Source organism: uncultured Lactobacillus sp., assembly GCF_944327175.1.
In the GTDB taxonomy this organism is placed as follows: domain Bacteria; phylum Bacillota; class Bacilli; order Lactobacillales; family Lactobacillaceae; genus Lactobacillus.
The window spans coordinates 23,783-47,996 of sequence record NZ_CALVGT010000059.1; the positions used below are offsets into that span (position 1 = coordinate 23,783).

The 24,214-nt window shown below is 47.3% G+C and carries 20 protein-coding genes, 2 pseudogenes and 1 riboswitch; of the genes and pseudogenes, 3 read left to right on the top strand and 19 right to left on the bottom strand.

The features are described 5' to 3' along the window. Window positions 1-192 precede the first annotated feature (192 nt). The 7 genes from Q0J41_RS08165 to dapD all read right to left on the bottom strand — a co-directional run bounded on the left by Q0J41_RS08165 (window position 193) and on the right by dapD (window position 6,330). Complete coding sequence (locus tag Q0J41_RS08165; RefSeq protein WP_296228286.1) at window positions 193-729, bottom strand: SLAP domain-containing protein; 537 nt, start codon at window positions 727-729, stop codon at window positions 193-195. Window positions 730-760: 31 nt separating this feature from the next. Further along, window positions 761-1,348, bottom strand: coding sequence for a peptidylprolyl isomerase (locus tag Q0J41_RS08170; protein WP_003614261.1), 588 nt, complete (start codon window positions 1,346-1,348; stop codon window positions 761-763). Window positions 1,349-1,446: 98 nt separating this feature from the next. Next, window positions 1,447-2,628: an aminotransferase class I/II-fold pyridoxal phosphate-dependent enzyme gene (locus Q0J41_RS08175; RefSeq protein ID WP_296228293.1), complete on the bottom strand. Its 1,182-nt coding sequence runs from the start codon at window positions 2,626-2,628 to the stop codon at window positions 1,447-1,449. Between the two features lie 36 nt (window positions 2,629-2,664). Next, a complete protein-coding gene (gene dapB, locus Q0J41_RS08180) occupies window positions 2,665-3,444 on the bottom strand; it encodes a 4-hydroxy-tetrahydrodipicolinate reductase (protein ID WP_296228295.1) in 780 nt (259 codons plus the stop codon). A 1-nt stretch (window position 3,445) separates the two neighbouring features. Beyond that, a complete protein-coding gene (gene dapA / locus Q0J41_RS08185) occupies window positions 3,446-4,375 on the bottom strand; it encodes a 4-hydroxy-tetrahydrodipicolinate synthase (RefSeq protein WP_296228297.1) in 930 nt (309 codons plus the stop codon). Window positions 4,376-4,401: 26 nt separating this feature from the next. Continuing rightward, complete coding sequence (locus tag Q0J41_RS08190) at window positions 4,402-5,556, bottom strand: N-acetyldiaminopimelate deacetylase (RefSeq protein ID WP_296228299.1); 1,155 nt, start codon at window positions 5,554-5,556, stop codon at window positions 4,402-4,404. Window positions 5,557-5,616: 60 nt separating this feature from the next. Beyond that, complete coding sequence (gene dapD, locus Q0J41_RS08195; RefSeq protein WP_296228302.1) at window positions 5,617-6,330, bottom strand: 2,3,4,5-tetrahydropyridine-2,6-dicarboxylate N-acetyltransferase; 714 nt, start codon at window positions 6,328-6,330, stop codon at window positions 5,617-5,619. Between the two features lie 116 nt (window positions 6,331-6,446). Then, a riboswitch (Lysine riboswitch) is annotated at window positions 6,447-6,623 on the bottom strand. 220 nt (window positions 6,624-6,843) lie between these two features. Here dapD and Q0J41_RS08200 point away from each other — a divergent pair. After that, entirely contained in the window at window positions 6,844-8,217 is a 1,374-nt protein-coding gene (locus tag Q0J41_RS08200; protein ID WP_296228305.1) for an aspartate kinase, read from the top strand. Window position 8,218: 1 nt separating this feature from the next. Further along, a complete protein-coding gene (dapF, locus tag Q0J41_RS08205) occupies window positions 8,219-9,205 on the top strand; it encodes a diaminopimelate epimerase (RefSeq protein ID WP_296228307.1) in 987 nt (328 codons plus the stop codon). Window positions 9,206-9,261: 56 nt separating this feature from the next. Here dapF and Q0J41_RS08210 read toward each other — a convergent pair whose 3' ends face one another. The 9 genes and pseudogenes from Q0J41_RS08210 to Q0J41_RS08250 all read right to left on the bottom strand — a co-directional run. After that, on the bottom strand, window positions 9,262-10,527 hold the full coding sequence (locus tag Q0J41_RS08210) for a hypothetical protein (protein WP_296228309.1): 1,266 nt from the start codon (window positions 10,525-10,527) through the stop codon (window positions 9,262-9,264). A gap of 8 nt (window positions 10,528-10,535) precedes the next feature. After that, the gene (locus Q0J41_RS08215; RefSeq protein WP_296228310.1) at window positions 10,536-11,645 is read right to left on the bottom strand and encodes a VWA domain-containing protein; all 1,110 of its coding nucleotides are present in this window, start codon (window positions 11,643-11,645) and stop codon (window positions 10,536-10,538) included. Window positions 11,646-11,670: 25 nt separating this feature from the next. After that, complete coding sequence (locus tag Q0J41_RS08220; protein WP_296228313.1) at window positions 11,671-12,186, bottom strand: hypothetical protein; 516 nt, start codon at window positions 12,184-12,186, stop codon at window positions 11,671-11,673. Continuing rightward, window positions 12,161-13,099 (bottom strand): MoxR family ATPase, encoded by a 939-nt coding sequence (locus tag Q0J41_RS08225; RefSeq protein ID WP_296228316.1) that lies wholly within the window; start codon window positions 13,097-13,099, stop codon window positions 12,161-12,163. The genes Q0J41_RS08220 and Q0J41_RS08225 overlap by 26 nt, the downstream gene beginning before the upstream one ends. Window positions 13,100-13,373: 274 nt before the next feature. Further along, window positions 13,374-14,705 (bottom strand): NAD(P)/FAD-dependent oxidoreductase, encoded by a 1,332-nt coding sequence (locus Q0J41_RS08230; RefSeq protein WP_296228319.1) that lies wholly within the window; start codon window positions 14,703-14,705, stop codon window positions 13,374-13,376. Window positions 14,706-14,835: 130 nt separating this feature from the next. Continuing rightward, on the bottom strand, window positions 14,836-14,949 hold the full coding sequence (locus Q0J41_RS08235) for a hypothetical protein (protein WP_296228320.1): 114 nt from the start codon (window positions 14,947-14,949) through the stop codon (window positions 14,836-14,838). Next, entirely contained in the window at window positions 14,946-15,125 is a 180-nt protein-coding gene (locus Q0J41_RS08240) for a hypothetical protein (RefSeq protein ID WP_296228322.1), read from the bottom strand. Before Q0J41_RS08240 ends, Q0J41_RS08235 begins: the two co-directional genes overlap by 4 nt. A gap of 13 nt (window positions 15,126-15,138) precedes the next feature. Further along, window positions 15,139-15,912: an ElyC/SanA/YdcF family protein gene (locus Q0J41_RS08245; RefSeq protein ID WP_296228325.1), complete on the bottom strand. Its 774-nt coding sequence runs from the start codon at window positions 15,910-15,912 to the stop codon at window positions 15,139-15,141. Further along, window positions 15,905-16,150 (bottom strand): annotated as a pseudogene (locus Q0J41_RS08250) (GNAT family N-acetyltransferase); the annotation flags it as partial. The pseudogene Q0J41_RS08250 and the gene Q0J41_RS08245, both read right to left, overlap by 8 nt. A gap of 241 nt (window positions 16,151-16,391) precedes the next feature. On the opposite strand from Q0J41_RS08250, the gene Q0J41_RS08255 reads away from it, so the two are divergent. Further along, window positions 16,392-18,149 carry an FAD-dependent oxidoreductase gene (locus tag Q0J41_RS08255; RefSeq protein ID WP_296228328.1) on the top strand — a complete coding sequence of 586 codons (1,758 nt, stop codon included), beginning with the start codon at window positions 16,392-16,394 and terminating at the stop codon, window positions 18,147-18,149. A gap of 65 nt (window positions 18,150-18,214) precedes the next feature. On the opposite strand, the gene Q0J41_RS08260 is transcribed toward Q0J41_RS08255, so the two are convergent. The 3 genes and pseudogenes from Q0J41_RS08260 to Q0J41_RS08270 all read right to left on the bottom strand — a co-directional run. Beyond that, window positions 18,215-18,949, bottom strand: coding sequence for a methylase (locus Q0J41_RS08260; protein WP_296228331.1), 735 nt, complete (start codon window positions 18,947-18,949; stop codon window positions 18,215-18,217). Beyond that, window positions 18,949-23,397 carry an Eco57I restriction-modification methylase domain-containing protein gene (locus tag Q0J41_RS08265; RefSeq protein WP_296228332.1) on the bottom strand — a complete coding sequence of 1,483 codons (4,449 nt, stop codon included), beginning with the start codon at window positions 23,395-23,397 and terminating at the stop codon, window positions 18,949-18,951. Before Q0J41_RS08265 ends, Q0J41_RS08260 begins: the two co-directional genes overlap by 1 nt. A gap of 525 nt (window positions 23,398-23,922) precedes the next feature. Then, a pseudogene (locus Q0J41_RS08270) lies at window positions 23,923-24,214 on the bottom strand (LD-carboxypeptidase); the annotation flags it as partial.

Genomic DNA, 24,214 nt, shown 5'->3' on the forward strand with positions numbered 1-24,214 from the left:
AGATTATCATAATTATATCAAAGCGCAGTATTAAATACTACCGGACTAAATTACCATCTGGGGCTAATCAGCGTCCTCTCTTCCAGATTTCACTACTTAGCTTTACATAATATGTATTATTCGAACTATAAGTAAAAAACGAAATCCAGTCCCCTCTAAACAAAAAAAGCACTGCATTTGCAGTGCTCAAGTTTAAGATGTTTGCGGTTCAGTTGTTTGATTCTGCGTGTTTGGATCGCTGGTAACTTCGCCTTTAGGCGTTTCGATATTGCTTGCCTTGACATACAAGCCGACACCGATTGCCCAGTACTTGCGGCCATTGATCTTTTTCTTGCCGCCATAGACAGTTACCGAGCCATTCTTCAGCAAAACACAGGAATTCTTCATTCGTTTGCCTTTGCTGGAATAAATGTAGCTGTTATGATTCAGCTGGCAATCCAGGCCAATCACATTCATATATGCCACGTACTTGTTTTGACCAATCATAATATATGGCTTGTCGTCAACATAATTTATCATGCTGTAGCAGCCAACAGCTTTACCGGCCAAGATCTTCTTGTCCTTGGTCCGTTTGCCTTTTTCGTCGTACACGTATGTGTTGACCATGGCATTCTTGTAAAACGGTTTGTCAGCATCTGAAGCTGCCGTAGTCTTTGCCTTTGGCGCCAAAATAATGGCAAAAGCCAGTACAAATATTAACTTAACGAGCCAAACCCGTTTTAACTTCACTCTCGTTCACGCAAGCCTTTCTCACTTACTTTTAGTCAGCAATTTCAACAGTCGTGATTACCACGTCTTCAAGTGGCTTATCGTTGCCGTCCTTGGCTACCTTGGCAATTTCGTCAACGACATCCATGCCTTCAGTTACATGGCCAAAAACAGTGTGTCTGTGGTCAAGCCATGGCGTACCACCTTGCTTGTAGGCCTTAACAACTTCTTCTGGATATTGGGCATCGCGCAATTGTTGGATAAACCGCTTTGGCATATTCTTGTTTTGCACGATGAAGAACTGTGAGCCGTTGGTGTTTGGACCAGCATTAGCCATTGACAAAGCCCCGCGCAAGTTGAAGAGTTCGTTTGAGAATTCGTCTTCAAAGTTATGGCCCCAGATGCTTTGACCGCCAGCACCAGTACCTTCCGGGTCCCCGCCTTGGATCATGAAATCGCTGATCACCCGGTGGAAAGTCACGCCGTCGTAGTAGCCCTTTTGTGCCAGGCGGACGAAGTTTTCAACAGTCATTGGTGCTTCTTCTGGGAAAAGCTGAATGACGATGTCGCCGTGGTTGGTCTTGATAGTTGCCTTTGGGCCCTTGGCTTGGTCAAGGTTAAGTTGTGGGTATTCAGACATTATTTATATGCTCCTTGTCATACTAATTCTTTAGATTCTTTCTAAATTATATCATTCGGTATAAAAAAAGACAGCAAACTGCTGTCTTAGTAAAAATATTAGAGCTGAGCAACGTATTCACCAAGCCGCTTGACTACTTCCGCCAGCTTGTCATCAGCTGCCGCGTAAGAGAAGCGGACATAGCCAGCTGATCCCTTCCCAAATACACTGCCTGGAATCAAGCCAACATGGGCTTTTTTAGCTACATCTTTGGCAAAGGCAAAGTCATCGCTGCCAAACTTCTCCGGAATCTTGGCAAAAATATAAAATGCCCCTTGCGGTACGGCCATTTCAAAGCCCAGCTTAGTCAGATTATCAACCATAAAGTCCCGCCGGCGCTGGTAGGCCGCCTTAAATTCCTTTGGATCGTCAAGCCCCTTGGTCAAGGCTTCAATTGCCGCGTCCTGCGCAATATTGTCCACGCAGGTCACCATGAAACTATGCGCCTTAGCCACATTTGGCAGTAAACTTGCTGGAGCCGCGATATATCCGAGCCGGTAGCCAGTCATAGCGTGTGACTTTGATAAACCGCTGATCAAGATTACCTGTCCCGGCAGTAAAGTAGCCAAAGAGAAATGTTCTTGGTCATAAGTCAGTTCGCTGTAGATTTCATCACAGATTGCCAGCAAATGGTGCTTCTTGATCACTTCTGCCAAAGCAGTTAACTCAGCTTTGGCAGAAGTCCGCCCTGTTGGGTTGCATGGGTAGTTGAGCATGATTGCCTTAACCTGGTCGCCGGCCGCCTCAATCTCCGCTTCCAAGCTCTCTGGCGTCAAGTTGAAGCCAGTATCTGAGGTGTCGATCATCACCACTTCCCCGCCTGCCATTTCAATGTTGGTGAAATAAAGGGAAAAGACTGGTGTTGGCACTAAAACCTTGTCACCTGGATTTAAAAGTCCCAGTAAAGTTGCTGTAATTGCTTCAGTTGCCCCGTCAGTGACAATAACTTCAGTTTCCGGGTCATAGTCAACCTGTCTGCTTGCCGCGAGATACTTGCTGATGGCTTGACGCAGGGCCAGCTTCCCTTTTGATGGCCCGTAGTGGGAGTCGTCCGCTTCGATTCCCCGAATAGCAGCCATTTTAACATGGTCTGGTACCGCGAAGTCTGGTTCTCCCAAGGTGAGCTTGATGATTCCTGGGATCTGGGAGATTTCTTCGTCAAAAGCCCGGATGGCTGAAGGCGCGATTTTAGCAAGCTTTCTGTTGCCTAAATCCCGCAAATTAGGATCTGTTTCTGGCATGATGATCGTCTTTCTATAAAAAACAAAGAATACTTTCTACAAAATGTTTTCCAGGCCGACATAGAGCTGGTCTAAGCCAGCTGCCTTTTCCAAGGCAACCTTGACCCCGCTCATGAAGGATGACCGGTCAAAGGAGTCCTGCCGGATGGTCAAGGCTTCCCCCTTGCCCCCAAAAAGCACCTGTTCATGAGCGACGTAGCCTGGCAAGCGAACCGCGTGCAGCTTGATGCCTTGGTAATCGCCCCCTCTTGCACCTGGCAGACTTTCTGTCGTGTCTGCTGCAGTTTGGTGGGGCTCGCGGACTTCAGCGATCAGCTTGGCTGTGGCCAAGGCCGTGCCTGATGGAGCATCCTTCTTATCTTCGTGGTGCATTTCGATGATTTCCACGTCTGGGAAGTATTTAGCTGCTTCCTGGGCGAACTTCATCAATAAAACAGCTGACATGCCAAAGTTAGGAGCGATCAAGCCGCCAATACCCTTCTTCTTGGCCAATTGCTTCAACTCAGCTTCTTGCTGGTCAGTCAAGCCAGTCGTCCCTACGATTGGCCGGTAGTCGTTTTCCAAGGCGTAGCGGACGTTTTGGTAGACAGAGGCTGGAACAGTAAAGTCAATCCAGATATCTGCTGCGTCGGCTGGAATTTCATCCAGGCTGGTGTACAGCTTAGTATCTGCCGGTAAGCCATAGTCTGCTGGATCGCTGCTCTTTAAACGGTGGGCCAGGCCGGCAGTTATTTCAAAGTCTGGCAGGCTTGCTATTAATTTAACGACTTGCTGGCCCATTGAGCCGGCAAAACCGGCCAATAAAATTCTTGGCATCTTATTCTCCTTCTAACATATCACGCGTCAGCTGACCAGCTAATGCATCCTTTGGCAGCTTCAAAGCAGTGGCGAGTTCTTCCTTTTCTTCACCGTTCAAAGCTACAAGCGGCAACCGTAAGCCCCCTACTTGGTAGCCCATGGCAGCTAAAGCCGCCTTAACCGGTGATGGTGACGGGAACATGAACAAGGCGTTCATCCGCGGGGTCAGCCAGCGCTGCAAGCTGCCGGCCAAGGCAAAGTTGCCCGCGTAAAGATCATCGTACATTTCCCGCATTCTTGGGGTGTACAGGTGACTGGCAACTGAGATGACCCCGTCAGCGCCCAAAACTCTGGCAGTCAGCGCCTGGGCATCTTCACCGGTAAAGACGGCAAAGTCTACTGGCCGGCCGGAAACGATCTCTTCGATTTCTTCCAGGCTGGCGCACTGCTTGATACCGGCAATATTGGGATGCTGGGCCAGCTGTAAAATGGTTGACACTTCCATTTTAACCCCAGTCCGGCCCGGAATGTTGTAAATGACTACTGGAATGTGAACCTGGTCAGCAACTGCCGTAAAGTGAGCGATCATTGACCGCTGGTTTGGCTTGTTGTATGGCGGAACGACAACCAGAGCATAGTCGATGCCCGGAATCTGGGCAACTTCTTCAGTAAAAGCGATAGTTTCCGCTGTGTTATTGCTGCCAGTACCGGCAATAACCGGTACACGCCCGTTTACAATCTGGCCAAAGCGGGTGTACAAGGCGATCTTTTCATCATGGGTCAAGGTAGGCGTCTCCCCGGTTGTCCCGCCGATTACAAAGCCGTTAGAGCCCTGGTCAATCAAATTGTTGGTTAATTCAGTCAAGCTGGCAAAGTCGATCTGTCCGTCTTCCGTAAAAGGCGTAATGATTGCTGTCAGTAAGTCCGCGTTTTGTAAGTTTTGGTTCATTGTCTTTGCCTCTATTGTTTGTTTCCTTATTCTTCTGTCATCCGGTATTCTAAAAAGCCGGTAATTGCCGCGATGCCGCGGCTGATTGAACTTTCCTGGGGGGTTAATGTTGCTGAGTGCAGGGGTGAGTCGTCTTCAACGCCCAGCCAGAACATGGTTCCCGGAATCTGGGCCAGGAGGTAGCCGAAGTCTTCCCCGGTCATGGCTGGGGATGTTTCGACATACTCAACTCCGACAGCCTGCTTCATGTAATTAATGAAGTTTTCCGTCAATTCAGGGTTATTCTCAACTGGCCAGTAGCCGCCCTGGTTAAGCTCCAGCTTGACTTTGACGCCAAAGCTCAGCTCAATTCCCTGGCAGACTTCAGCCAGCCGCTTGTCAATCAGTTCGATCATGCTTTGGGTCAGTCCCCGGATCGTGCCTTCAATTCTGGCTGAATCAGCAATTACGTTTCTGATCTTGCCAGCAGTCACCTTGCCTAAGGTGATAACTCCGCTTTGAATTGGATCGATATTTCTGGAAATGATGGTCTGGACCTGCATAATCAAGGCCGCTGCCGCGACAACCGCGTCATTTGACAATTGCGGAAAGGCGGCGTGCCCGCCCTTGCCTTGAATGTCAATGTTGATTTCAGTCGTTCCGGCAAACAAAGTGCCATTACGGCAGCCAATTGCCCCAGCCGGCAGACTTGGATTGTCATGCAGGCCGTAGAATTCATCGACCTTCCACTTGCCAGTAAAAAGTCCCAGCTGGTAGGCCTTCATGCCGCCGCTCTCGCTTTCTTCAGCTGGCTGGAAGAAGAACAAGAGGTTATCGCTTGGCTGATGTTCACTAAAGTAGCTGAGAATACCCAAAGCAACCGTCATATGAATGTCGTGCCCGCAGGCGTGCATCACTCCCTGGTGCTTGGAAGCAAATGGCAGGCCGGTTGCTTCAGTAACTGGTAAAGCATCGATATCCGCCCGGTAGCCGATGGTCCGTTTGGCCTTTGACCCCTTAACCAGAACCAGGAGGGCAGTTGGCAATTCTGCTGGCTCCCTGATTTCCAGGTAGTCTTGCTTCATCTGCTTGATCACATCCAAGAGATAAGCGTGAGTTTGATATTCTTCTAAAGCCAATTCCGGAATCTGGTGGAGTTGGCGCCGGATTTGAAGCAACTCGGCTTCGGTCAATACTGCCATTGAAAAACTTCCTTAATGTGGACTAACTTTTATTTCTATCTGTTTTGTCGGCTTTGATCTTTACAGCTTGCGCAAGTCTTCTTCCAGACCAGTCTTGCTTTCGGTCTTGGCATCGACTTCCTTGATTACCTTGGCTGGAACACCGGCAACAACCGTGTGCGGAGCAACATCCTTAGTTACGACCGCGCCAGCTGCGACAACCGCGCCTTCACCAACGTGGACGCCTTCCAAAACAACCGCGTTGGCCCCAATCAAAACATCATCGTCAACACGGACTGGCAAGGCAGAAGCTGGCTCAACCACACCAGCTAAGACCGTACCAGCACCGATGTGACAGTTCTTGCCAACGATTGCCCGGCCACCTAAGATGGCCCCCATGTCGATCATTGAGCCAGTACCGATTTCCGCACCGATGTTGATTACTGCCCCCATCATGATGACCGCATTGTCACCGATCAAGACTTGGTCACGGATAATAGCGCCTGGTTCGATCCGGGCATTGATTTCCTTAAGGTCCAGCAAAGGAACAGCTGAATTGCGAGCCGTGTTTTCCACGCGTACAGATTCAAAGTCAGCTTCGTGTTCTGCTAAAAACGGCTTAAGAACTTGCCAGTCGCCGAAGACTACGCCGGCTTGACCGCTGACAAAAGGATCCGTGCCTTCCGGGAAAGTGACCTTATCAAGACTTGCTCCTCTCAAGTAAACCTTAACCGGGGTCTTCTTTGGTGCTGAACCAATGTAGTTGATAATGCTTTGCGCGTCTAATTCTGCCATAGTATCTTTCTCTTTCTAATCTGCATCTGTTTCTGTTACTTCGAAGAGGCAAAGAAAAAGCTCCAGATCGCTTTAACAATCTGGAGCCCGAATAAATTCAAAATTAAATTCTCTCGTCAAATTGCAAGCGCAACGCAGGTACCTTCCCTGCGACAGTCCATGACCTCTTAAGCCATAGCCCAGCCAATCCGCCTTGCCAAAACGGATGCTTCGGCAACCTCCCCTTTCTTGCAAGTTCTCCGCCTGGCTGGCTTCCTTGCCTTACTCTTGTCGGTTGCGCCTCTTCAATTTGTAATCAGTCTATAATATTGGACTCATCTTGTCAACAGCTTTTTCGCTTTTTATTTGCATATTTTTATTTCAAGCTTCCTCAAGCACTGATATCACAGTGTTTAGAAGACGATTATCATGAATCTCCAGAATCTTTCTTTGCATTTTCCAGAGAAAAATGGTAAAGTCCATTCTGATTAAACTTAAATTATGATTAAAGACAAACACGAAAGAGAGTAGCCCATGAAAGTTGTTAAGTTTGGTGGCAGTTCCCTGGCTAGCGGCCCTGCTGTAGAAAATGCTTTGAAGATTATTACCGCTGAAGCTGAAAGACAAGTTGTCGTTACGTCTGCCCCAGGCAAACGCTTTGACGATGACGTCAAGGTCACTGACCTCTTGATCAAGTACGCCCATGAAATCAACCATGGCAGAAACGGGCTTGAAGTTGCTGACCAGATCTTCCAGCGCTACGTTGAAATCGGCGAGTACTTTAGCTTGCCGCTTGAAGAAATCCTGCCCTTGAAAGAAATCCTGCTGGATTTGCCAAAGGAGCACTATCCAAACAAGAACTATCTGCAGGCAGCCTTTAAGGCCCACGGCGAGCGCCTTAACGCTAAGTTAATCGCCAAGATTCTGCAAAGCAAGGGAGTAAAGGCCCGCTACGTTGACCCTAAAGAAGCCGGGATCATCGTTACTGGAAGTCCAAATAACGCATCTGTTAATCCGGAAAGCTACCAGCTCCTGGAAAACTTTGCCTATGATTCAGACGAAAAGCTGATTTTCCCAGGCTTTTACGGCTATACTCTGGCTGGTCACATCGCCACCTTCTCAAGAGGTGGTTCAGACATAACCGGGGCAATTTTAGCCAGAGGCTTCCACGCTGATTTATATGAAAACTTTACTGATGTCGATGCTATTTTCTCTGCTAACCCGAAGGTTGTTGACGATCCGCAGCCGATTCACACGATGACTTATCGGGAGATGCGGGAGTTGTCCTATGCTGGTTTCTCTGTCTTCCACGATGAAGCCTTGATCCCGGCCATTCAAGGACAGATTCCGATCAACGTCAAGAACACTCAGCATCCGGAAAAGCGCGGAACCATGATCGTGCCGGAAAAAGGCTTCAAGCCGGAAACTATTATTACCGGGATCGCCAGTGGCAAGCACTTTGGTGCTCTCTACCTGCACAAGTACCTGCTCAACAAGGAAGTCGGTTTCACCCTCCGTATCCTGCAGATTCTGAGCAAGCACAAACTTTCCTACGAACACATGCCAACTGGGATCGACGACTTGACGATCATCTTTGACAGAGACACTTTAAACGATGAATTAATCGATCAAGTCTGCAACGAAATTCAAACTGAAGTCGATCCCGACCACCTGGAATGGATCAGCGACTACGCGATCATCATGCTGGTCGGTGAAGGGATGCGGGCCCGGATCGGGGTCATGCGGGACATTGCTACACCTGTATCTAGAGAAGGCATTTCCCTCCGGATGGTCAACCAAGGGGCTTCCGAAATTTCCATCATGCTGGGCACGGCAGCTAAAGATGCTGACCGGGCAGTAGCAGCGATTTACGATTACTTTTTCAAGCAAGAAGCACAAGGAGAATAAGATGACTAAATTATTGAAAGTCCATGGCTCACAGAATTCCTTCTTCATTCTGGACCAGACTGAACTGGAAAATCCGCTGACTGATAGTGAATTGCGGCAATTGACCCAGACGCTGACTGACCGGGAAAACGGCCTGCTTGGCGGCGCCGACGGCATCTTGTCTGTTGAAGGATCAGGCCACCCTGGCGTTTTAGGCAAAATGCGGGTTATCAACGCTGACGGCAGTGAAGCTTCAATGTGCGGCAATGGTCTTAGAACGGTTGCCCGCTACCTGCACGAAAAGACCGGTGAAAGCCATTTTAAAGTGGAAACCATGTACGCTGACCTGGCCGTCCGGCAAGCTGATGACTTTGCAGAAGGAGTGCCGGCTTTCGGGGTAGAAATCTCCCCTGTCCGCTTTAACAAAGAGTCTTTGCCTTTTGACAACCTGGGTCATGACCGCCTGCTGGACACACTGGTTCCGGAACTGGTTCCAGGCTGGCGTTTTAGCGCTCTGGCCGTGCCTAATCCCCACCTTATTGCCTTTATCAAAGAAGAGGACCTGGACAGCCCGGTCTTAGGAGAGCTAGGTGCCTACTTGAACGGCGAAAATCCCTACTTCTCAGATGGGGTCAACATCAACTACACCGTTATCCGCGGCGATAGCCAGCTTTTTGTCAGAACCTACGAACGGGGCGTTGGCTTTACTAACGCCTGCGGGACGGGGATGTCAGCCAGCTCTCTGGCCTTCGCCTTAACGCACCCGGACCTGGGCCACTTTGAAAAAGAGATCTCTGTCTACAATCCTGGCGGTATGGTCAAGACCGTCTTGCACCAAAAGGACCACGGCTACTGGATCGAACTGATCGGCAACGCGACCGAAACCCATACTGTTGAAATTCCAGAAGACCAGCTGCATAGCGGCCAGGTTAAACTGGATGAGGTAAAGACTGAAGAAACTGGTGAGCAAGAATCATACCTGGCCTTTGTTGACCAGCTGACCAAGTAGCATCCCTCCAAAAAACAGAATTAAATACTATATACTAATTACTAAGCATCCCCCAATCAAGCATTCACCGCTTGGCCAGGGATGCTTTTTTCTGCATCCCCCTCCAAGAGCAGGCGAAGATACTTCTTGGTAAACTTGTTGGTCGTCAGCTGTAGGCGGGTCTTCAAGTATTCTCTCGCCAAGTCATGCTGGTCGATAAAGGCTTGATAACTCTGGTCAACGCAAACCAGGGCGGGATGCTGTAGAAGTTCCTGGCTTAATTTGACAACGTTAAAAGCAGAAAGATCAGTCTTATTCGCAGACTCATTAAGTTCCTTCAGCAAGGCAAGATCTGACCCTTCAGCTGCTTCCGCATTCAGAAATTCCTCAGTCAAATCAGTTGGCACCAATTCATGGTAATAGACATGATAGTCGGAATAAAAGCGTTCCTCAGCCGCGATCAGTCCATCTTTTTGCATCTCCTCAATTACCTGCAGAATCTCCTGGTTTGGCAGCAGGCGAAAAAGTTTGTCATAGTCGCTATGGTTAATAACGTCATAATCTGGATAAGACAATCCCCGCAGAATCTTCAGACAGTTATTTGGCGTAATCCGCGTATCATTTCTCATGGCAAGCTGAGCAATTGCCCGGGCTAAAAGGTCCCCCCGCAGGCTGGAAGAAGCAACCTTTTCTTTGATTTTTTTCTTGTAATTTACCTCTTTCTTCTTCGAATTGGCCAAAAACTTGTCATACTCCTCTTCCATCGCCTCTGGATCTTTTAAGGCAAAAGCATGCTCGTGATCCTTTCTCCCCGTCAAAGTCACTTCCAGTTTGGACTGGTTCTTGAAATGCCAATTGATCGACAGGTCAGCATGATTTGCCTGGATATGATAAATCAGCTTTTGCCAGGACTGGCAATTAGCCAAACTAGTCTTAAAGTGCTGAAGCTGCTGGCGCTTGTTGCTTGGTAAGAGAAGTTTCTTTTTATCAGCTGTCAGTTCCAGGTAAGCCTGCTTGTCTCCTGGAAACAGGTAGTCGCTGGCCAGGTCCCAATCTTCCTTAGGCAAATAATTCTTCAACTCACCAGATTCCAGGTAAATGCGCTGATTCTCATTTTCAAGGAAAGACTCTTCCTTAAGCTTGTCTTTCAGCCACTCCTTAGTCAGCAATTGGTAAGCCAGGCAAACCTTTAAGCTGCTCGGCCGGAGATACTGCTTAGCCAGGGGTTGGGCCAACACATCCAGGTAATATGGCCGGTTAAAGTAGCTCCCGTAATTCTCAAAGAAATCGCTAACCAGCTGGTCAGTTTCCTTTTCAGTTAAGACTTTGCTTTCTTCTTTCATCTTCATCCTCAATTCTGCAATTCACACAAAAATTTGATCAAAGAGGCCGTATTAGTAACCTCAGCCAGTTCACTGACATATGGGGTATATCTGCCAATGACAGAGTCTCCGGTATTCCATTTGCTTTTAGCTTCAGGATTAAGCCAGTAGCATTTCTTCACCCGCTGGCATAAGTCCTTGAAGATCTTTTCCTCGCTTGACAAGTGGTTGTTTCTGGCATCCCCCATCCAGAGCATAATGGTCCGCTTGTTTAACTGTCCCTGCTTAGCCTTGTATTCTCTTAACGGCTTGCCGTAGTCCGAGTAGACACCAATGGTTGGCACCTTACGCAATACTTCTGTAAGTTCGCCATAGGACATCCCTGCCTTTAAGTCATTTGAGAGATCCACCAAGTGGTCAACAAAGGCATAGATCTCACAGCCTGTCGGGAAAATCTCCCTTAAGCAGCAGGCGAATAAGAAGAGGGGTTCTGCCGCCTTGATGCAGGAGCCCGACACGTCCAAGAAGATAACCAGCTTGCAGGGGCGCTTTTTATGGTGCTGGTATTGCAGCTCAAGTGGGACACCACCACTTTTGCAGGCCAGTTTGATGCTGGCCGCAAGGTCAATCCGGCTTTTCCTAGGACTGATCAACCTTTTAGCGACTTGAGCTTTGAACTTATAGGCGTACAAATTGACATAGTCACTGATCTGTTCACGCTCAAGCTTGGACAAGCTGGCAAAGGGCTTGGCTAACAGGCCGGTATTGTCGATGAAGTTCATCGTTCCTTGATTTGCTTCTTTGCTCCACTCCCGCTTTCCCGGGGATGCTAACCTGTTTTGCAGTTCGTTAATCCGCATCTGCAGGCGATCAGCTTCTTGTCTGGCATCTTCCCGGCTCTGCTCTAAGTCGCCTTGTTTTTGCTCCTGCTTGCTCCCTGCTCTTTTCAGTCGCTTGTCCTGGAGGTCAATTCTTTTCAAGATCTTGCCCAGCTCTTCTAAGAGCTGCATGCCGGCCAAGGGATTTAGCAAGTCAATAAGTTTATCAGCCGCTTCTCCTAAATCAGCAAGCAGATCTTGCCGTTTATCAAAAAGCTCTCTGTTGCCAGGCTGATCATTGTCAGCTAGAGTTTTAGCCATTTCTGCAAATAATTTCTGGTTAGGACTATCCTAATTTCTGGTTAGGACTATCCGCAAACAGTATTTTGAAGGCTTCAGCATTCTCGGTCTGCAGCTTAGCCAATTTTTTAAGCCAGGTCTTGGGAATCTTAAAGCTACCCGGCAAGCTTTCCTGCTCTTGGGCCAATTGCCTGCTTTCTGCTTTCAGACTGGCCACTTCTTGGTCAAATTTCCGCATAACACCAGCAAGTTCCTCATGATTTCTGGCCAAGTCCTCTTCTTTATCCCGCAAGCTGTTTTTCAGCTGCAGATAATTCCTCAAGTCTTCTTGAAAGTGCTGGGCTTCAGCCGGGCTTTTGACCATTAATGGCTTTAGCAGCAATTGGTAATTCCACAGGCTGACATCGGGCTGATCAAAGTAGCTGTCTGCCAGTAATGCCAAAGTCTCCTCGGCGTAATTCGGCATCAGCTGGTAGCCCCGCTTAAGCAGGTAGTCGCCAAAGGCTAAGAGGTCTGGCAAAAAGCAGTCTTTCAGTTCAATCGTTTCCGCTGTCGTCTTCATCGTTACTGCCTTTGCTCCAGATCTCCCCGCCATGCTTCAAGAGCAAATTCCTTCCCCGGTCATAGTCCCGGTTGTCCTTAAGTAAGATGCTCAAGGCTGAAAGGGCGGTTTCTTTGCTGATATCTTCTTGCTGACTGAGGAATCTCGCGTAGTCAATCGCTTCAGCGAGTGACGGTTGATAGTGCAGATTGGTCATTTTAGAAACCACCAGGGCAATACCTAATGCCAGGCTGCGGTCAGCATTTGTCTTCAGAGCCAAAATTTTGGCCATCTCAGCCGTCTTCTTCCGCTTTAAGTAAAGATAGTTACACCGCCGGCGCAAGGGGCCAGAGAGCTCACGACAGCCGTTTGAAGTAATGATGACGATGGGCCGCTGGTCGGGCGTGCAGGTAACCATGCCATATTGTGGGATGGACAGAGAATAATTCTCTAAAAACTCATAGAGCATGTATTCAGTAGCTTCATCTGCCTTGTCAAGCTCATCAATGCAAAGGACAGTCTGCTTTTCCGACCTAATCGCCTTTAACACAGGACGCGACAGGAGAAAGTCATCCCCATAGAAATCAAGCTTGCTAAGAGCGTACTGCTCAGCTTCCTTGAGATTCATCTCCTTGCAATCTTCCATCAGACGCGGCTTAAGCATCTCAATAACCAGCAGCTGTTTTTGGTAGTCGTAGTCATACAGAATCTTGTCATCGCTCAATCCCTCATACATCTGCAGCCGCTGGTAAGGCAGGTTTAAACCGTCTGCCAATGCCTTAGCCAGACTGGTCTTACCGGTCCCAGCTGCACCTTCTAAAAGCAAGGGCCGGCCCCGGCTCACGCTGGCCCACAGGGCGGTCGTGATTTCGTCATTAGCCACATAGCCAGCATTCTCTAAGCCCTTCCGGATCTGCTGAATTGAATATGTCATCAATTTTTCCTTTCTGTCTTCTCATACATCACCTAAATTTACTGCTTAACTTTAAGCAATCCGACCAAACGTTCGAAGCTCAGTTTTGATTAAAGCAGATTTTTCCCAATGGAAAAAGTCGCAGGTCAGTCCTGATAAAGCCTGGTCTGACGGGCTTTTTACAGGCAGATCAATCTGTAAAAGCAGTCAATTTTCAATCCCCGGGCAAAGAAAAAAGCAAAGGATAAACCTTTGCTCGAATTCAAAATTTTCAAATTCTGCTTGCTAACAGCTTCTAGCGGAATAAAACGTCCAGTTTGTTGGCTAAAGTCGGGAAAGCGAAGCCTAAATTATTCATGGCAAATTCAGCCGGGTCCTTCTTCCCAATCAGCGGGGCGAAGAGATTGATGTCATCCCCAGCATTGATGCTGATTTCTGAAGCACCGACCACTTCGCCATCCTTGTTGAAGATGACTTTTAATTCCGCCTCTTCATCGCCTTCGCCCATGGAGGCAAAAGTCGCCCCCAGCTTCATTCTTCTAACCGTATCTCCTTCTGCCATTTCACTTTCCTGCTTGCCAACCTGGGCGACTTGCGGGTAGGTGAAGGTACTAGTAGCCACGGCAGGATACTTAATTCCTTCAGTAAGGCCATTTTCGACAAAATCATAAATGTGGTAAGAATCAACCCAGGCAACAGGCGTCAGATTCATTTGCCCATTATCAGCGACATCCCCGGCGGCAAAAATACTCGGGACATTGGTCTGCAAGTGCTCATTAACCGCCACGCCCTTGACCGGATCAAACTTGATCCCTAATTTTTCCAGGCCCAGGCCGTCGACGTTAGCCCGCCGCCCAGAGGCGTCGATCACCAGATCAGTTTCAAACTTTTGTCCGTTTTCCGCGGTCACTTCATAGCCAGCAGGCTTTTTGGCGATGGCCTTAACTGACGTGTTCAGATGAATCGCAATGCCGCGCTCTTCCATCATTTCCGTCAATTTCTCGACGTATTCCTGGTCAAAAGGTCGCAGCAACTTCTCAGAGTGCTGCAAGACCGTGACTTCACTCCCAGCTGCCTGCAAGATTGTGGCCAATTCCAGGGCAACATAGCCGCCCCCAATGACGACCGCCTTTTTCGGCAATTCATCCAAGTCAAAAAACTCATCGTTAGTGATGGCATACTCACTGCCGGGCACTTCCAAGTGGTGAGGTAGAAGACCCGTCGCGATGACAATATTTTTGCCCTCATATTCCTCGCCAGCAGCTTGAACAGTATGCGGACCAGTGATCACCCCGCTGCCAAAGACAGTATCCACCTGGCCATTTTCGATGCTGGGCCGCTCTTCTGCGCGAAATTCTGCCCAGATCGCTTTCTTGCGCTTGATCAAAGTCTTCCAGTCCAGCTGGGCGGCTGCTTTTACTCCCTTGCCAGTCAGATAATGCGTATTCAAAATCGGCCGGACGGCGCCTTCAAGAAAAATCTTCGGCTGGCAGCCGGTATTTGGGCAGGTTCCGCCCCACAAGTTGTTTTCAATGACCAGGGCGGTCCGGTCAGTTCTTGCTAACTTGAAGAGCAGGTGGTTGGCCGCCGGGCCGCTGCCGATAATAATGTAGTCGTATTTTTTCATTGCACTAGCTCACATTTCTATAGATTTAATCTAAAAGATATACAAACAATACTACTTATTTTTTACAAGTTCAACTTTCTTGTTTATACGAAAAAACAAGACTGGAATTTCTTCCAATCTTGCCTAATAGCTACTTTTTCAGCTGCTTGATCCGGTCGTTCATCTGCTGGGCCAGCTTCTTTTCCTGCTGGTAAAAAATCAGCCAGACGATAAAGGCGACGGCGATTTCACCGGCAATAGTCAAGAAGGCCGGCCAAAAGCCGGCTTTAGCTGGGATCCAACTATAATTTTTGCGAGGAAATTAGCACTTTTCAAGGGAACTTCAAGATAATAGTCATCACCATTCTTCTTGAAGCCATAGGCGGCCAGCTTATTAAACCTGCACTGTCTTTTAGAAAAAATCTCTTCTTCTACGTTCATTTTTCACCTCAAACTAGCTCTTATATGCCGGGTTAGCCTGGCGGACAGAGCCGCCGAATTCCTTAAGCAGGCGGGCAAAAGCCCCTTCAACCGAAGATGGCAGATCCACATGCGCTATATAGTTCTTCCCAAGCGGCCCATAGCCATCTATATCGTCTCTTAAGCGCGGAATCTCGCCCATGAGCAGGCTGATATAACGATCCATTGGCCACATGCCAGGGATCTCCTTATCATAAGCCAGCTGTCCGTCTTTTTCCAAGACATGAACCTGGTAAGCCGCGCAATTAATGATGGTCAGCTCTGGCCGGTACTTGCGCAACACGGCGCTTAAGCGCAGCTGCATGGTCGCGTCCTGGCAGAGGATGACCGATGACAGGTCAATATTATGCCGGTTAAGCAGGTCTAACAAGTAAGTGATGTTGTTGCCTGAATTGGTCGACTGGCATTCAAGCAAGTCAGCAGTAATTTGGTACTTTCTCTGTAAATAGGCGGCAAAAATCTCCGCTTCTGACAAAGAATCCACTTCCAGATCAGGAAAGACAGCTTTTGCCTGGGTCCGCAAGCCATCAGTCGTGTGGCCATGCCCACCGACGATGATATACTTTTTGGCAATCCCCGCCTTTTTAGCCGCGGCAAAGATATCTCCGCCGGGCAAAATACTGCCGCCAAATAAAACGAAAGCATCGGCCTGGGGGATGCCATATTTCTCTACTAGTGCTGCCCGGGTCAAGGCCGGCAAGTCGCGGGGGCCTAAGTAGTCAGCCAGGGTATTGATGTCGTTAATCATTTTTCATCTCCTGAAAAGGAATAATCGCTGGTGCAGGCACGGTATGCTCACCCAGCATCTTTTCCATCCAAACCATGTCATACCAGCGGCCGAATTTATAGCCGCACTGGCAGAAACGGCCGACAAAGTTGTAGCCTAAGTGCTCATGGAAGCAAATGCTGTTGTCGTCTAGGTATGGGTCTTCACCGATAAGGGCAGCGATGCAGGCGTTCAAGTTTAAAAAAACTGCTTCTTTAAGCAATCTTTCCGCGTCCCCAACGTTAGCCCTTCTTAACTCTAATTCTGCCATAACCATCTCTATAAAAAATCAAGCACTTACTTCTAACAGCTTTATTTTACCATGGAGCTAAAATAAGCTGATTTATTATTTTTTGCTTATAAATTAAATAATATATGGTATCATAAACTTTGTAAGCGTAACCAACACTGCTAGGAAAAAGATAAGTGATATTAGCATTGTGTTTTAAGGAGAAAAAATCATGATCGAATACAGAGCTAAAGCCCATGGTTTCAACTCAGAGATCACGGCAATCGTTGATGTCGAAAACGGTAAGATTGTCAAGGTCAAGGCAGAAGGCGAAGTGCCCAACACTGTCGGTGCCCTTGGGGTTGACACCTGGCTGGAAGAAGCCAACGCTGAGCATTCAGTCGAGGTAGATGCTATTTCCGGTGCCTCAGTTTCAACCGGTGCCTTAAGAAAGGCAGCTCAAATGGCTTATGCGGAAGCTACCAGCGGGGATGTTGACGCTATCTCTTCTGCTTCTATTCATAACCAGCCTAACAACTATCCCCTCCTCAAGGAAAAGTTCTATGAAGGCGACATTGAATTCGACGACGAATATGATGTGATCGTTGTCGGTGCAGGTGGTGCCGGGCTTTCTGCTGCAGCAACGGCTGCGGAAAATGGTGCCAGCGTCTTGGCGATTGAAAAGCAAGGTATTCCTGGCGGGACGACCAGCCTTTCCGGCGGCGTTATGCAGGCGGCTGGCACTAAGTATCAAAAGGAATTCACTGACTACAAGGACGATACGCCTGAAAAGTACGAAGCTGAATATCTGGCTGCTGGTGAAGGCCGTTTATATGAACCGCTTGTTCGTGACTTTACTCAAAATGCTGGCAAAAATCTGGAATGGCTGGAAGACAAAGTTGGCGTTAAGTGGACCAGCGTGTATGGCCACACTGAAATTCCTTACGCCAAGGATTCCTTTGCAGACAGAATCCACGTCTATGAAGGCGGCGGTGCTGGCGGCAACGGGATTATCGCAACCCGTAAGCTCTACGAATACGCCTTAAATCAAGGGGCAGAATTCCAATTCGACACAGCTGTCGTTGCTTTGGTCTTAAAGAACGAGACCTCTAGTGAAGTAGCCGGGGTGATTGCTGAACAAGACGGCGTGCTCTACGCTTTTAAGGCCAACCGTGGGGTAATTCTGTCAGCTGCCTCAATTGACCAAAACGTAGAACTGGCCAAGGACCTCAGTCCGCAGCATTATGAAGACGTTAAGCGCCACCTCTGCTGGTCTGTTGCTTCTGACAGAGGCGACGGGATCGTGATGGGCATGAACATTGGCGCGGCTGTCACTGGCTTTGGCGGCACGATTGACTTTGATGCCCGGACGGGCAACGGGACTGACGACCGCCTGCCGACGATCCCGTCAATTTTTGTCAACGGGCAGGGCCTGCGCTTTGTCAATGAAGACGCCACCTACGCTTATGGCTTCCGGGCAATTTTCAACGAAGAGAAAAAACTGGGCAAGCCGACCTACCAGATTTTTGGCAAGGACTCGATTACCGCGCCGGCTTCTCCATGGAATGAAGCAAGCCTGGCCAAGGACGTCGAAAGCGGCTTGGTTAAGACTGCCGACAGTTTGGAAGAACTGGCGGAAAAAATTGGCGTTCCAGCTGAAAACCTAGTCAAAAGCGTGGAAACCTGGAATAAGCACGCGGATGAAGGCAGAGACCCGGAATATGAACGGACCATGGGCGTTAAGCCATTTAGCGGGCCATACTATGCCTACACTAACACGCCTGGCAATCTGGGCGCGATCGGCGGCTTGAAGATCAACGCGCAGTGCAATGTCATCGACAACTTTGGGCAACCGATTCCTGGCCTTTACGCGGCCGGGATGAACGCCGGCGGCTGGATCGGATCCTACTACCCAGGCTCGGGCACGGCGGTATCTGGGGCTATCCACCAAGGCCGCAGAGCAGCTAAGTCGATTCTTGGCTTGAGCTAATAACTAAATAGACGCAAAAATGCATCCCTGGTATGAAAGATCATACTTAGGGATGCATTTTTTGCTTATTCTTTGTTTGAATCAACTAACTCTTCTTTGTAGACGTCAATAATTTGAACGGACTTATATTGGAGATAAGAATCCTTCGATTTTACCTCATGGGTATCTGGATCAAAATCAGCAAATAAGTCGAGCTGTGAATCTTCTGGAACGACTAAGCCATTATCGGTCTGCTCGCCTTCTACAATTGACTCAAAAGTCTGAGTTGTGCGCTTAACCCAAATCCGACCATCTTGCTTATATGAAGCCCATTCACTGAAAATGATAGGCTGATCATAAACATTCTTATAAGTCAGAGTGTTGCCTTGAACCATGTTGGCATAAATGATAGTTTTAGCACTTTTCAAAACCTTACGCTTACCATGTTCTGGTTGTCCCTTTGCCTTGAGTCCTCTAAGATACTCGACTACAAAAGTTTGGTACATGTTGTGCCGAAGCATTTTATAGTTATCTTCCATCAGTTCGATGCCGTAAAGAGACGAAAGTGCCGATAGAATTCTATCTTCATAGTTATCAACTGAAGTACTGCCTTCAAGAGCTACTTGCATCTTACGTGTAAGTAGTTCTGTTAAGAAAGCTCCCTCACCAGCTGCCGGCTCTAAAAAAGTGGCAGTTAGGTCATTTACTTTAACACTAATTTCCGGTTGATCCAGCATCAGATCAACTATGTTCTTTGGTGTAAATACTTCACCGAAATCCTTGACCCGATCTGCTGATTTAATCAATCGTTCATCAGTCATTAATCCATTGCCTGCACTTTCGTTTCAATAAAGTTGATTTCGTCCTCAGTGAGATTATATTTCTTGTATAGCTGTTGATCAATTTCTGGGATTGACTTTGTCCAGTCAATGTCAGAGTTAAGGGTAAAGTCTTGAAGAGGGACGTACTCCCACTTTGCTCTAGTATTATCTTGAGTTGTTTTCAAAACACCTAACATTACTCTAGCAAACTTACCCTTGATATAGTTCAAACAATTTGCAGCTTCGATTTTAGTAGAGAAATCACCAATTGAAATAAAGGTTTCAGTCGCCCCGATTAGGGGTTCCCCGATTAGGGGTGTTGTTAAAGTTTCACCTAACGAACCGCTACCATTTGCTTTTGGTACAAAAACCTTATAGTGATAAAAGCTATCTGGAACATCTTGATATATCTGCCGACCCCACCAATATTCACGCGTCCTATTAGATAGGCCTAGAAATCTAACATAATCATCATGTCCATCACTTGGCTTATCTTTGAAGAAAACTACATCTTTTAGAACTCTGAAGGCACCTGAACCAACGTCTTTTTTGTGTCCCTTCGATTGTAATTGTTCTATTTCAGGATGATCTACCAGTGCTTTGTCTGACAACTTATAAACGCCACGCCCAGTTATTATTTCTGACAGAGATCTGCTAATTTTTGGAAGTGCTTTTTTGAGAATGCCATTTAATTCTGGAAATGCAGTAAAAATTTCAATAGGCTCAAATTCTTGATGCGTATCTCTCAAAGAGACAGCAACTCCACCTTTTATATCCGTGCGTGGAAAAACTACATCACTCTTTGCTTCATACAAAACAACCTTGAAATGAGGATCATTCAACATCTTCTTATTCCACTGTTTAGATGTGCCACCTGCATTAAACAAAAATCTAGCAGGTGTAATCAGTGTCACCAAATCAGATAGCTTATATGAGAGATCCATAAAGTCGCTGTAAATCGGTGCAGCATAGTTGTCATTATCACCTGTTGCAGAATCTTGATATGGCGGATTACCGATTACGACGTCGAATTTCATGTTTCCAAATAGCCCCTCAATCTTTTTAGCTTCAGCATCAACGTCGGTCTTGGCGTCCTTAATAATATTCTCGACGTATTCCGCGTTAACATCCCAATCCGCATTATATCCTCTAAGAGTCCGAATCGCGATTTCCTTTGCCATCGGCGTCTTCGCCACAACAAAGATGTTTTCCCGCAGAATCTTCTGCCAAATGAACTGCTCGTCGATCAAACTAAACTTACCAGCCGTCTGATCATTCATCTTCTGGAATTCCTTCCAGTACAGGGATGCAGCCGCAAACAACGGATAAAGCCCGGTCTTGGCGTTGATTTCTAAAATACGGGTATTCTCATGATAAACCCGCTCTGTATCTTCAGATGATACCCAGTGCATCGCAGATTTACCATCAACATACTGGGTCTCATAATCGTCGTCATAATAGACAAGTCCGCCTATCGTCTTACCCAAATGCATGTTAACTACGCGCCATGGCGTAAGCACGGTTTCCTTATCAGGATTTCTAAAAGTCCCGAAAATATCCGCGATCTTCTCAACCCGGTCAAGCGGATCAGCCTTATCGATCTCTTTTACTCGTCTTCTGATGATCTTCCCAGCTTCAATGAAGATCTCCGAATCGTAGTACGGGATAAACTGCTTGAACATTTCCTTCGTGACGCCAGCAGGCATGAATTCTTTCCAAGATACGTCGTCAACCCGGTTCATGAATTGCTGAATTGACACGTCTTCATCAAAGTCGATGTCCATCCCGTAGATCATCATTGGTATTCTAATCGAAATACCACGCAAAATCGAGATCAAAGCTCGCCGCTGGCGCTTAAGAGCATTAACCTTGTCGAGAGCTTCTTGCTCTTCTTTGGTACGCTCTCTTGGCTTTTTCTTCTTGGCCTTTCTTGCAGTCTCTGACTCTTTGTCTGTCAACCCTTGCTTGTTGATGTCAATCTTTGTCTCTTGCTTTTCTTTCTTGGTCGTCCCAACAATTGCCTTCAGCTTGTTGAACTTATCAAGAATGTCTTGACTCTCAATATTCAAGAGCTTGTCTGAGTAGATAGAATTATCATCAAAACCAGAGCGAACCGCTCTTTCTGCGTAAGCCTTCTTGAGCTTGGTGAGCAGCATGTTTACGTTGTAGACGTGCATCTTATTGCCCTTCTCACCGATTATCGGCAAGAAGTTGAGCAACTTGGTCATCCGCTCTTCCTGTTCATCGCTATTCAGCTTACCAGCCCCCGTCGACAAACTGCTTGCTTCGGCCATAACTGTCAAAGCCCGGTCTGGCGCAAAGTCGAAAATGTAGCAGTTGGTTTTCTGACCGAAAGTCTCTGACGCGTATGGCGTCTGTGCTCTAAAGGCAGCCTGCAGATATTGCATGGCACTGTTGGTGTTTGACAAGAACAAGACACCAGTCCAAGGCTTAATCGTTACCCCAGTGGTCATCTTCCGCACTGTTAAGGTAATCGTCTTAGTTGTTGCTGGATCTGGATCCATCGCCCGGTTAACACGTTCTACATCGCTTTGACTGGCTTCTTCATCAGCTGTCTTGTCTCCGCGAACCACGTTAACTACTTTGTATCCTTCTTCGTGGAAAACTGTGCCTGGTTCATTAAGCAGGTCTTCCAAGGCGTTACATTCTTTAATCCCTGGCAAAATCCATAAAGTATGCCGCAAGTTGTTCCGGAAAGATCGGTTGGCAAATGGATAATTTGTTGGACCAGGTGAAGTAATGTTCTTTAAGAACTGGCGAACATTCTTCTCATGCACGAACTTACCATTCTCATCAGTCCGGAAGAACTCCTTGAAGTTAAATGAGTATCTCCCTAAGCCATCCCCGGTAAAGTTGATGTCCTTGAAATGGTCACTCATCTCAAAGGTGTACATGGAAACCTTTGGCAGACTCTCGTATGGGTTGATTTCATTCGGGTGTTCTTCTGACCAGGCAAGCTTAGCTTCCTGCTCCATGGTGTAGTCCCAAGTGAAAATCTGCTCTTCGTCATAGTCGGAAAGCAGGTTGAACGGAGTGCCAGACAATTCCAAGAGCTTGGTAGTCCGTTTGTTTCTTAATACAGCATCTAGGACATTTTGTGCCAGGTCAGTCTGCGTCCCTTCGTGGGCTTCATCAACAATAACCAAGTCCCAGGCAACTGAGAAAACATCATGGTTCTTGTCACTGACCTTGCCGCCGATTTCCGTTGACCCCCGCAGGTCCTGAATGGAAGCAAAGTAAACGTATGGCTGGTCTAAGTTTTCCAGTTCCTCAACTGATCTGTGGCCCCGGTTTCTAGAGCCATAGAGATAGCCAACCTTGGTCATGCCAATCTTGTTAAAGTCTTCAAACCAGCCCTCGTTGACCACCGGCCGGTGAGTCATAATAAGGACCTTCTTGTACTTAGACTCTTTAACCAAGCTCAAAGCAGTGATGGTCTTACCAAAGCGCATCTTTGCGTTCCAAAGCATACGGTTGTAGTGCTTGTATGCGGCCTTGGTCTTGTCGATTGCATCCCTCTGCTCTGGTCTAAGAGTGATCTTAACCTCAATTGGTTTTTGCTGCTTAGGAACTTGGTTATCCAGCTCAATGGCACTCTTGCCGTCTTTAACCGCCTGAATCGCCTTTTTCGCAGTTTCAAGATCGACCGTGTACCACTCATTGCCTTCCAGTCCTTCAGCGTGCTTTATACCAGACCGTTCTAAGACATCATGAACTGCCTCATCACCAAACCATCTTTTGGTAACTGGTGAGTAGCCCAATTCAGCCCATTCAATGACGTATGGTACACCACCTGTTCCCATGTACTGCTTAACTCGCTTATCAGCACGAATACGCAGATAATCACTATTAGGTCTTAAGTCATTGTTAAAGTCTTCTTCAATAGATGCCTTGCCAACTTTTCGTGCCCCAATATAGGCTGGCCAATTTCCACTTGAATTATCAGCAGTTTGAATGTAAACCAGTCTTCTCTCAGAAGAAGAGTAATTAGTTTCTCTTTCCGGCTCAATAAACTCATCTGAACTGGTATTGACATGGATGTCGTAATATTTGTGGGCAAAATCAGCGAGCAGGTAGCGAATGTTTTTCAGCTCTTTTAAGCCGCTTTCTTTAGTGGCCGTTTCTTTCAAAGCATGTGCTTGAACATTCCCACTGCGCTTAACTTCGTAAAAGGCGCTAATAGCCTGGTCAGTCACATAGGCACCCTTCCGCAAGCGAGTCAAATTATCGTTAAAAGTCGCGCGCTCGTCAACCTGCAAGTATTCCAAATCCATGATGTCTTTAGTAAGCTCTTCCGCGATCTTTCTAACGTTGATCACTTCTTCAGAATAGTATCCATCTGCATACAGCCTTTCAGCATTTACTGCATTGGCATAATACTTTTGGAGATCATCCTCATTTTTTAAAAATTCGAAATTACTCTTCATTTTTCCTTACCTCAAATTAGCTATTTACCATTATAAAGTAATAAAGCAATTTTGGCGACACACCTAAAAAAGGCTAGGACCAACACAATGTCAGTCTAGCCTCTGTTTAATACCATGTTTTACTCCAGCCCCAACCATTTTCTGTTTCTTTCCTCGATCTCCCAGGTCTTCTCCATAGTCAAGCCGCCCGGTCAACCAGTCTGTATTCGTATTCCATAATCTTCTCTGCTTCAAAATAAAAACGCGGTCTGGCATTAATCCAGTCCGCGCTTATTTTCCGCCCGTCATACCCCAAAACGATGGTTGTGTTTCAACCAGTCCTTGACCAGTTCCTTAGCTACAGCATAAATGCCGATCAAAAGAACGGTCGCGATCAACAATGCAAACATTTCCTCTGGATAGATAGAAACAACAATTGCAAATACAACGAATGCTACAAAACATACTAACAAGTCAATAATCTTCTCGCTAAGCATCATAATCACCCGATTTCTACGGGGCTTAGCGGGCGGTTTTATACTTATATTATACGCCAAATCCCTTGAAAGCGCACTCTTGCCCCAGCCTTATTGCCTTAGCATCCGGCCGGTGGCCAATAAATTCCGTCTTGGCGATTGGAAGATTTGCTGGCAGCAGGTCTAAGAGAATTTCTTCTGGCAACCGGCTTTCCTTTAACTTGTCCAGCTCACTGAATGTCCCCAGCAAAACGCCGCTGATCTGGTTAAAAATCCCGGTCTCCCGGCACTGCTCAAGTAAACTAGCCACCAGCTCCGGCTTCCCCCTGTAGGCTTCCAGCAGCAAGATACTACCAGTAAAA